Raw genomic sequence first — 10,219 nt, forward strand, 5'->3', positions numbered from 1 at the left:
ATAGAAGATGACTGCTGCAAAAATTTTTTCTAACTTATTGTGGATAAATACAGTTTTAGCCATTGTAATTATAGTTATGGAAAGGCGGAACACCAGGTCGACCTGGCTGTGGATCATGATTATGGTCCTCTTGCCAGGCGCCGGTTTCTTTTTGTATTTGTGGCTGGGCCGTGACTTTAACAAGCGGAAGATGTTTGAATCGAAGGGCATCAAGGACCTAGGCACTAGTAAGGGGCACTTAGATGTAAGTGAGGATTTTCTGCTTTCATATAATGGGGCTCTGGCTAATCGAGATTACATGGGAAGATACGAAAGCCTCTTTCAAATGCTCTATCTAAACTCTCAAAGCAAACTCACTTTTAACAATGAAATTCAAACTGTTTTTGAAGGTGAGGAGCTCTTTGACCAACTTTTTGAAGATATCAGAAATGCCAAAGAATATATTTACATTCAGACTTATATTATGAGGGCGGACAAGATTGGCCAAGAACTTGTTGACCTGCTTATCGAGAGGGCCAAAGACGGCCTGGATGTTAAACTTTTATCAGACGGCATGGGCGCCAGAACTTTTTGGAAAAAGCATGTCAAAAGGGCTAGGGCTGGCGGAGTGCAAGTTGAATTTTTCTTTCCCTTCTTTATTTCTTTTATATCGCCGCGAATCAACTACCGCAACCACAGAAAAAATTATGTAATTGATGGTAAAATCGGTTATGTTGGCGGATACAATATTGGCGATGAATACATCACTGGCGGCAGGAAATTTGATGGCTGGAGGGACTCGGCCATTCGCGTTATGGGAGATGCTGTTCAAAAATTCCAATATCGTTTTGAACTGGACTTTTCATTTGCAGCAGGCAAGGAAGTTCAATATAAAAAACCAATTAGAAATCCAGAAGCCTCAGGTAAAATCCCCATGCAAATCGTAAGTGCTGGGCCTGACTCCATTTGGCCTAGTGTAAAAGACGGCATGCTAAAGATGATCTCTTTGGCAGAAAAAACTATTTATATAGAAACGCCTTATTTCATTCCTGACGATTCGGTCCTTGAAGGTCTTAGGGTTGCAAGCCTATCTGGAGTTGACATCAGAGTCATGCTCCCCTACAAGGGCGACCACCCATTTATCTACTGGGCCAACCTGTCTTATGTGGGAGATCTATTGAAGGCGGGAGTCAAATTTTATTTTTATGAAAAGGGCTTCCAGCATTCCAAGGTCATGATAATTGACGACGAAATTTTAACGGTTGGGACTTCCAACATGGACGAACGCAGTTTTCATTTGAATTTTGAAGTCAATGCCTTTGTCTATGATAGGGAAACCGCCCTTAAATTTTCTAATAAATTTTTGACAGATATAGAAAAAAATTCAAGCGAGATTACCAAGGAAATCTACGACAAGAGATCTAAGATTGTCAAGGTTAAGGAAAACTTTTCCAGATTGTTAAGCCCATTATTATAAGAAAGAGGAGGACCTTAGTGGACTTTGATAGGCTATACTATATTTTAGAAATAATAGGTACAATTGCATTTGCATCATCTGGGGCCCTGGTTGCAATCAGAAAGGGCATGGATATCTTTGGCATAATTGTCATCGCAGTTATGACTGCAGTAGGTGGGGGCGTATTTAGAGATATAATCTTAGGGATAACACCACCAACCGCTTTTATAAAAACAATCTACACCAGCGTTTCAATTGTAACCGCCATTGTACTCATATTATTTTTTATGCACAATAATAAATTTAATAACAAACAATTTATGGTTATGTATGTAAAAGTAGTATCGGTCTTTGACGCCATTGGCCTTGCCATCTTTACAATAAATGGTATTAGCATGGCCATGAGAATGGGCCACGGGCAAAATAAATTCCTCTTGATCTTTGTGGGCATAGTCACAGGATGTGGCGGAGGATACATGCGGGATATATCATCAGGTTTCATCCCAATTATTTTTACCAGAAATACAATTTACGCCATGGCATCCCTTGTGGGCGGACTTTCATTCTTGTACCTTAGACCAATAATCAGAGAGCCCAAGGCTTTTTTAATCAGCGTAATAATAATTATCCTGATCAGACTTCTGTCAATAAAATATAGGTGGAGCCTGCCAAATGTCAACAGTGACCTACTTGATGGCAGTGTCAATAATTGACAAGGAAAAATGCCAGTGCTATAATGAAAAAGTTGTCGGGATGTAGCGCAGGTCGGTAGCGCGCGTCGTTCGGGACGATGAGGCCGCAGGTTCAAATCCTGTCATCCCGACCATTTTTGTTTTTGGGAATGAAATAAAATGAAAGAAATGTATGAAAGAATAAAAGAGATAATTGATAACTGGGATCCGTATGATTTGTTAGATTTTGCACCTGATGATGAGTATAGCGGTGAAATTAGAGAAATAGCAGAATATCTAAATAAGAATAAAAGCGTAAATGAAGAATCTTTTAAGAAATTTATTGAAAATCTTTTTGATTTTGAAGATATAAAAGAGGATAAAAGAAACATAGAAAATCTTATTAGGCTAATATTAGACATAATGGACAATGTCACTTAATTCCGCCAAATACTAAAAGGAAGTGACTTTATGAAACTTGAAGAAATTAATAAATTATTGGATAGAATTATAACTATAAAATTAGATGACAATAGAAACTATTCGGGATATGCCAGAGAGATAGTTATGCCTGAAGAAGATGATGAAATACAAGAACCAATATTAGTGCTAGAAATATATGGTCGAAAAGATGGAACAATTGACGGTTTTTATATCAAGGATATAATTTGGGCAGAAATTGTATAGCGATTTTTATCTAAAGAAAATAGTCAACAATGTATTGGATATATATACTAATGAGGTGATTTTATGGAAAAATTATCAAGCAAAGAAAAATATGAAGCTTACAGGGCAAGGATAGACTCAGAAAGCTACCATAAACTAACCCCTGAACAAATTAAGCGCAGTGAAGAAATTGCAAAAAAAGTTCAAGAGCATGGAAGAAAATTATATGGCAAGGATTGGCTAGGAGACAAAGCACGCTAAATAGATTTTAGAGGTGCTTTTTTAATAATAAGGATGTTTGTATGGGCAAAATAGTAGATATAGTTTTATTGATAAGATTATGATAATTGAAGATTATGTACTAAGAGGTATTTACAAAAGAAAATAAACCAGGATAATTCTCAGTATAAAGAGAAAATCCTGGTTTATAGACTAAGGCCCACCCCCTCAAACTAAAGAAATTACTATCAGTAGCCTTTGGTGGGAAGAGGACGACCTTTTGTATATGTATTATACCCATTTTTACAGAAAAAATCAAGCAGGATTTAATGGAAGAAGCAATGATTCCAACATTTAAATGTTGGTGTTTAAAGAATGAAAAAGATATAAAAAATACAATAGAATCATCTATATATTGATATCTGCAATTGCGTACTATATAATGCACATATAAGGAGGAGTGGTATGCATAATATAAATGTCACTAATTTTAGAAAAAATATTTTTGAGCTCTTGGATGGGACTATAAAATATAATGAGGTTATTAATATTAGCACTAAGTCTGGCAACGCAATTGTGATGAGCGAAGAGGACTATAGGGGTTTAATGGAGACCTTGTATTTGAATTCCCTTCCTGGCATGAAGGAAAAAATCGAAGATGGGCTCAAGGTTGATGTCGAAGATACGATAAGGGAAAAAGATGTCGACTGGTAATTATGTATTTTTAGTGTTTATGAAATGGCAATGGAACACAATATAATTTTTTCCCAGGTCTTACAAGAGGGTTAAAAAAGAGTTGAATATTAAATAGATTTTAAAAGATAAAAGTTCTTTGCACGCTTAGGCGTGCTTTTTTATTGGCAAAAATTAATTTTTGTTTTTATATGGCTAAGAAATTTCGAATTATGAATAGAAATTTATTTGTTATCTAATTTTTTGTAAATTTTTTTAGGATTTTGCCTGAATCTATGGTATAATGTAGGCTATGAACAATTTTTTTGAATCTATAAATAAAAATGCAATATTAAAATATTTGTCCTACAGGTCTGGTGAAATTCCTGGGGAAATTATGGATGAGATTGATCGGGCTTTGGCCATTGTAGAGAAGGTTTCCCGGCCCAAATATGTTTACAGGGTCTTTGACAAGGATGATCCCACTTTAAAAGATATTCTCATGGGCCAAGATATAAATGACCTGGTAAAGGATTCTTTTAAGATCATTTTGCTGGCTGTAACTTTGGGCCAAGAGATTGAAATGGAGGTCCGCCGTTTATCTTTCACAGATTTGAGCCTAAGCGTGGTTACAGATGCGGCGGCCAGTGCTGCTGTGGAAGCATTGGTTGACCATGTGGCTGAGACCTTGCAAAAGGACTTCGAGGGTTTTTATTTTACTGATATGTTTTCACCGGGCTATGGCGACCTGCCAATTGGCATTCAAGATAAATTTTTGACTTTGATAAATGCAAAAAAAGAATTGGGACTTACGACTACAAGAGAGGGGATTATGGTTCCCAGGAAGTCCATAAGTGCACTTTTGGGAGTATCTAAAAACAAACAGATTCACAGGCACAGGGGCTGCGAGTCTTGCAGGTTATTTATGGATTGTGAATTTAGGAAAAGGGGGGAAGATTGTGGATACCAAAAATAAAGTTGTGATTTTGGATGGGGCCATGGGAACCATGCTGCAAAAGGCCGGCATGGAAGTAGGCGAAATTCCAGAATTATTAAATATAAAAAATCCTGATATGGTAAATGGAGTTTACCAAAAATATATTGACGCAGGGTCTGATATAATTTACGCTTGCACTTTTGGTGCCAACAGGCGGAAGATAGGATCTAAAAAAACCCTAGAGGTGGTCAAGGCTGCGACTGCAAACGCCAAAAATCTTGCCCAAAAAACTGGCGCACGTGTGGCCCTCGACATAGGACCAATAGGGGAAATGCTTGAGCCCATGGGGGCCTTGAAATTTGAAGAGGCCATTGATATTTTCAAGGAAGTCATCAAGGCTGGCGAGGAAAATTCTGATCTTATTGTAATAGAAACCATGACCGACCTTTTGGAAGTTAAGGCGGCAATTTTGGCTGCCCACGAAACTACTGACAAGCCTATTTTTGTAACCATGACTTTTGAAGAAGACGGTCGAACTTTTACAGGCGTGAGCATGGAGACTTTTGTTAACATGGTCCAAGGCCTGGGCGTGAGTGCCCTTGGCATCAACTGCTCCCTGGGGCCGGCTGAGATGGTTAAGATGGTAGAAAAGCTTGCTGGCTTAACAGATATTGATTTAATAGTTAAGCCCAACGCTGGTTTTCCAGACATGGACGGCAATTATAATTTATTGCCCGAAGATTTTGCCAAGACTATGGGGCAAATTTTAGACTTGGGCGTCAAATACATTGGTGGATGCTGCGGTACAGACCAAAGATTTATAAAAATCTTGGCTTATTCATACAAGGGCAAGCCAGTTAAGACAAGAAAGATAAATAAAATTTCTGGTCCATCATCAGCCTTGAAAATTTTAAATAATTATGCCTTTAAGGTGGTTGGTGAACGCTTAAATCCAACTGGCAAAAAAAGATTCCAAGAGGCTCTCAAAAACGAGGACATGGACTTTTTTATCAGAGAAGCAATCGCCCAAGTAGATGCTGGGGCTCAAATTTTAGACGTAAATGTAGGTTTTCCTGGCATTGACGAAGCGGCCATGCAGGCAAAAATAGTGAAGGCCTTACAAGGAGTTTTGGATACGCCCCTGCAAATTGACTCGACCAATCCTGCGGCCATAGAATCTGCCCTTAGAGTTTATAATGGCAAGGCTATCGTCAATTCAGTTAACGGTGAAGAAGAAAAACTCACCACCATCTTGCCACTTGTAAAAAAATACAATGCCCAAGTCATCGCCCTCTTGATAGATGAAAAGGGGATTCCAGAGAAGGCCGAAGACCGTTTGGCCTTGGCGAAAAAAATTGTAAAGAGGGCCGAGGCTGAGGGGATTGATAGAGAAGATATATACATCGACTGCCTGACCTTAACCGTCTCTTCTAATCCTGAAGGGGCCATGGAGACCATTAAAACCATGGAATTAGTCAGGGATGAGCTGGGCGTAAAAACCCTACTTGGCGTTTCAAATATTAGTTTTGGTTTGCCGAGTAGGGATATTATTAATGCCAGCTTTTTGACTTTGGCAATGAATGCCGGCCTCAACATGGCAATTATAAATCCAAATTCCGCCAGGATGATGGAGGCTATTGCCGCCTTTAAAGTCCTGACCAACCAAGAAGGGGCTGTTGATAATTTTGTAGAAAAGTTCTCCCAAATACAGGCGACTGATAAAGAAAAAAATGTAGACATGGATGTTCAAACAGCCGTCTACAAGGGGCTCAAGGAAAATGTTAAGGACCAAGTGAAAGTCCTCTTAAAGGAAAAAACTGAGCTGGAAATTGTGGATAATTATTTGATTCCAGCCCTTGATAAGGTAGGCGACGATTTTGAAAGGGGAATAATTTTTCTTCCCCAACTAATAAAAAGTGCCAGCGCAGCTGAGGCTGGTTTTGAAGTTATCAAGGCCTCAATTGTCAAGTCCGGCAAGGAAACTATTTCCAAGGGCGATATCATAGTCGCAAGTGTTAAGGGGGACATCCACGACATTGGAAAAAACATTGCCAAGGTCATATTAGAAAACTACGGCTATAATGTCATCGACATGGGCAGGAATGTGGACCCAGAGACAATTGTGGCTGAGGCCAAGAAGAGAAATATTAAACTCATCGGCTTAAGTGCACTTATGACGACGACCTTGGAAAACATGAAGATAACAATTGAGCAAATAAAAAAAGAATTGCCCGATGCCAAGATAATGGTTGGTGGAGCGGTCCTAACCGAAGCTTATGCAGAGGAAATCCAGGCGAATTATTATCTCAAGGATGCCAAGACAAACGTAAGCGTGGCGAAAGAAATTTTTGGTGAATAAAATGACGAATGTAAAAAATATAAAATTTCCCCTGGTCTTTGACGGGGCCATGGGGACCTATTATCCGGACAAATCGACTAGGGTCATGCCCGAGTGCGAGATGGCAAATCTCTTTGACTCTGAAGTGATATATGAGATTCACAGGGAGTATGTGGACGCTGGAGCCATGGCCATTAAGACCAACACCTTCCAGGCCAACACGGTCTCACTGGGGACGGATTTTTCTGTTGTAAAAAATGTAATAGAAGCTGGGATTGATCTGGCCAAACGGGCGGTGGCAAAGACGGACACACTAGTCTTTGCTGACATTGGCCCAATTCCTAAGACCAAAGAACACTCGATTGACGAAGACTTGGCTGAGGGCAAAAAAATTATAGATATATTTTTGTCCAAGGGAATTAATGATTTTTTGTTTGAAACTTTTTCAGATTTAGATAAACTTTTGGACCTAGCTAAGTATATCAAGGGCAAAGATTCTGATGCCTTTATCATCACTTCCTTTGCGGTTGGAGCTGACGGACTCACGCGGACTGGGGAAGTTGGCGAAGATTTGATTTTCAAAGCGGCCGAGTCCAAGGACATAGATGCAGTTGGCTTTAACTGTGTGTCCGGGCCTTTAAGACTTCGTGAATACATTGAAAAAATAAATTTGCCGGATAAAATTATTTCCATTATGCCAAACGGCGGCTATCCTACAGTTATAAAAAATCGGACTTATTACAGTGCTAACAAGGATTATTTTTCAAATGCAACCCTGCAATTCTTAGAATACGGTGTGCAAATTATTGGTGGCTGCTGCGGAACCCGTCCTGAATTTATTAAGGAAATTACAGAGAGGATTTCTGAGTATCGTTACACAAAAGTTAGACCGACCAAGAAAAAACAGTTTCGTCTTGATACTCCATACACAGAAAATCTCTTTAGGAACAAACTTGAGCACGGGAAAAAGCCAATAGTCGTTGAGTTTGATCCGCCCAAGGATTTAAATATGAAAAAATATATGGAGAATGTAAAGGCACTGGCCAATGCTGGGGCCGACGGAATTACAATTGCCGACTGCCCAGTTGCCAGGGTCAGGGTGGACGCCAGCCTCACTGCATATAAAATAAAAAATGAAATTGGTATTGAGCCTATTGTCCACATGACTTGTAGAGATCGAAATGTAAACGCATCCAAGGCCTTGCTTTTGGGATTAAATTTGGAAAATATTTTAAATATTATTACCATTACAGGCGACCCAGTGCCAACGGCAGAAAAAGACGAAGTCAAATCGGTCTTTCAATTTAATTCCACCAAATTTGCAGGCATGGTAGCGGACATGAACGAGAAAGTTTTTACAAATGAGATGAATATCGGCGGCGCCTTAAACTTAAATGCCAATAAGTTTGATTTGGAAATAAAGAGGGCCCAGGCCAAAGAAAAAGCTGGAGTAAAGGTCTTTTACACTCAGCCAGTCATATCCAAAAATGCTGTGGAGAATGTAAAAATTGCCCGCCAAGAGCTAAGCGCCTATATAATGGGCGGTGTCATGCCAATCGTTAGTTACAATAACGCAATCTTTATGAATTCAGAAGCCTCGGGCATTAGACTTGACGATGAAATTATCGACCGTTACAAAAACTTGGATAGAGACCAGGCCTCAAAGCTTGCAGTGGAAATCACCGCAGATTTTATGAAAGAGATTGAAGATCACGTAGATGGTTTTTATATAATCACGCCTTTTAGTAGGGTGGATATAGTGGGCGAGCTTATAGGAATATTTAAAAATTAAATTTAAAAATTTTGGGAGAGTCATTTAAAAATGGGTCTCCTTTTTTATTTTATAAAAAATTGCTCTATGAAAATGAATATAAAATTTGTTTTAATAGATATTAATATTTTTTGTTTAGTTTTATAAAATGATCTTATTTTTGCCTAGAAAAAACTGAACAACTATTTAATTTTGTTGCTTATTTCTTACTTTTAGCCTATAATAATAAGTAGATTTAATTATTTTTGAGAGGTGGTTATTCAATGGAAATTGGTATCGATTTAGGCACGACAAACTCATGCGTGGCTTATATAAACTCAGATGGTAAGCCAGAGGTAATTCCCAACAGCGAAGGCGGACGCACAACTCCATCTGTTATATTTTTTGAAGACGAGAGCGTTATAGTTGGGCAAGCCGCTAAGGAAGAGGCTTTGATAAATCCCGAGGACACTGTGAGCTATATCAAAAGACATATGGGGGAACCATCCTTCAAATTTAGCAATAAGGATAACGAGCTCTTTACACCTGAAGAGCTATCGGCAATTATTTTGAAGAAAATGAAAAAAAGTGCCGAAGATTTTTTAGGGGAAGAAGTTACAGAAGCAGTTATTACTGTTCCAGCTTATTTTAATGATGCTCAGAGAAAGGCAACTCAAGACGCTGGAAATATAGCAGGTCTAAAAGTACTTAAAATAATTAACGAACCGACGGCTGCAGCTCTTGCCTATGGGATCAGTCAGGATTCGCAAAATCAAAATATAATGATCTATGACCTGGGTGGGGGGTTTCGTGTCATAATAGTGATAGAGGCAAATAGTTATGTAAATATAAGGAGTTCAAGACTTCTACCAAAGTTTAAAACTCAAAAAATAAATAGTTGGTGTGCTGCTTAGAGTATCCATTTTAACAATGGGTATTGTAAATAGCATACCAATAAAACTAAGGATTCTTTAAAGAGTCTTATTTTGTGATGAAAATTTAAAGCGGTTTGGATAAATTAGTATTTGTCAAGGAGGGAATATGGATTTTAGTAGGATGATTCCTGAATTATCAGTTTTTGATATTAATCTGACTAAAAAATTTTATAGTGAATTAGGATTTAAAATTGAATATGAACGTGTTGAAGATAAATTCGTTTTCATGTCTTTTCAAGAAAGTCAGTTTATGTTCGAACAAATTCATGATGATGGTTGGAATATAGGTGAGCTAGTATATCCTTTAGGAAGAGGAATAAATTTTTCAATAGCTGTCGATGATATTGAAGAACTGTATCAATTAGTGAATAATTTGAATATAAAATTATACAGAGAGCTAACCAGAAACATATATCAAGTTAATGGAATAGAAAAAATGCAAATAGAGTTTTTAATTCAAGATCCCAATGGGTATTTGTTAAGATTTACAAATTAACAAATACCAGTTTGTCGAGCTAAATAAAACTAAATACTAAAGATACAAGACGATAGAAAGTAATAATTCTATCGTCTTTTTTATTTCAAAGAAAGGAGGA

At 38.0% G+C, this 10,219-nt stretch carries 11 protein-coding genes and 1 tRNA gene; all 12 read left to right on the forward strand.

From position 1 onward, the window contains the following. Positions 1-7: 7 nt before the first annotated feature. The 12 genes from cls (at position 8) to AC6FXG_RS04850 (ending at position 10,119) form a co-directional block, all read left to right on the forward strand. Positions 8-1,456 (forward strand): cardiolipin synthase, encoded by a 1,449-nt coding sequence (cls, locus tag AC6FXG_RS04795; RefSeq protein WP_500571791.1) that lies wholly within the window; start codon positions 8-10, stop codon positions 1,454-1,456. 17 nt (positions 1,457-1,473) lie between these two features. Continuing rightward, positions 1,474-2,148 (forward strand): trimeric intracellular cation channel family protein, encoded by a 675-nt coding sequence (locus AC6FXG_RS04800; protein WP_500571792.1) that lies wholly within the window; start codon positions 1,474-1,476, stop codon positions 2,146-2,148. A 36-nt stretch (positions 2,149-2,184) separates the two neighbouring features. Beyond that, a tRNA-Pro gene (locus tag AC6FXG_RS04805) sits at positions 2,185-2,261 on the forward strand. 25 nt (positions 2,262-2,286) lie between these two features. After that, on the forward strand, positions 2,287-2,547 hold the full coding sequence (locus tag AC6FXG_RS04810; protein ID WP_500571793.1) for a hypothetical protein: 261 nt from the start codon (positions 2,287-2,289) through the stop codon (positions 2,545-2,547). A gap of 30 nt (positions 2,548-2,577) precedes the next feature. Next, positions 2,578-2,793 carry a hypothetical protein gene (locus AC6FXG_RS04815; RefSeq protein ID WP_500571794.1) on the forward strand — a complete coding sequence of 72 codons (216 nt, stop codon included), beginning with the start codon at positions 2,578-2,580 and terminating at the stop codon, positions 2,791-2,793. Between the two features lie 63 nt (positions 2,794-2,856). Beyond that, on the forward strand, positions 2,857-3,033 hold the full coding sequence (locus AC6FXG_RS04820) for a hypothetical protein (protein WP_500571795.1): 177 nt from the start codon (positions 2,857-2,859) through the stop codon (positions 3,031-3,033). Positions 3,034-3,456: 423 nt separating this feature from the next. Next, entirely contained in the window at positions 3,457-3,705 is a 249-nt protein-coding gene (locus AC6FXG_RS04825; RefSeq protein ID WP_500571796.1) for a type II toxin-antitoxin system Phd/YefM family antitoxin, read from the forward strand. Between the two features lie 271 nt (positions 3,706-3,976). Continuing rightward, positions 3,977-4,639, forward strand: coding sequence for a hypothetical protein (locus AC6FXG_RS04830; protein WP_500571797.1), 663 nt, complete (start codon positions 3,977-3,979; stop codon positions 4,637-4,639). Further along, positions 4,623-6,959, forward strand: a complete 2,337-nt coding sequence (locus tag AC6FXG_RS04835; RefSeq protein ID WP_500571798.1) for a homocysteine S-methyltransferase family protein — start codon at positions 4,623-4,625, stop codon at positions 6,957-6,959. Before AC6FXG_RS04830 ends, AC6FXG_RS04835 begins: the two co-directional genes overlap by 17 nt. A 1-nt stretch (position 6,960) precedes the next feature. Beyond that, a complete protein-coding gene (locus AC6FXG_RS04840) occupies positions 6,961-8,730 on the forward strand; it encodes a bifunctional homocysteine S-methyltransferase/methylenetetrahydrofolate reductase (RefSeq protein ID WP_500571799.1) in 1,770 nt (589 codons plus the stop codon). A 242-nt stretch (positions 8,731-8,972) separates the two neighbouring features. Next, complete coding sequence (locus tag AC6FXG_RS04845; RefSeq protein WP_500571800.1) at positions 8,973-9,602, forward strand: Hsp70 family protein; 630 nt, start codon at positions 8,973-8,975, stop codon at positions 9,600-9,602. A gap of 127 nt (positions 9,603-9,729) precedes the next feature. Then, on the forward strand, positions 9,730-10,119 hold the full coding sequence (locus AC6FXG_RS04850) for a bleomycin resistance protein (protein ID WP_500571801.1): 390 nt from the start codon (positions 9,730-9,732) through the stop codon (positions 10,117-10,119). Positions 10,120-10,219: the final 100 nt, after the last annotated feature.

This window comes from Ezakiella massiliensis (assembly GCF_059862345.1).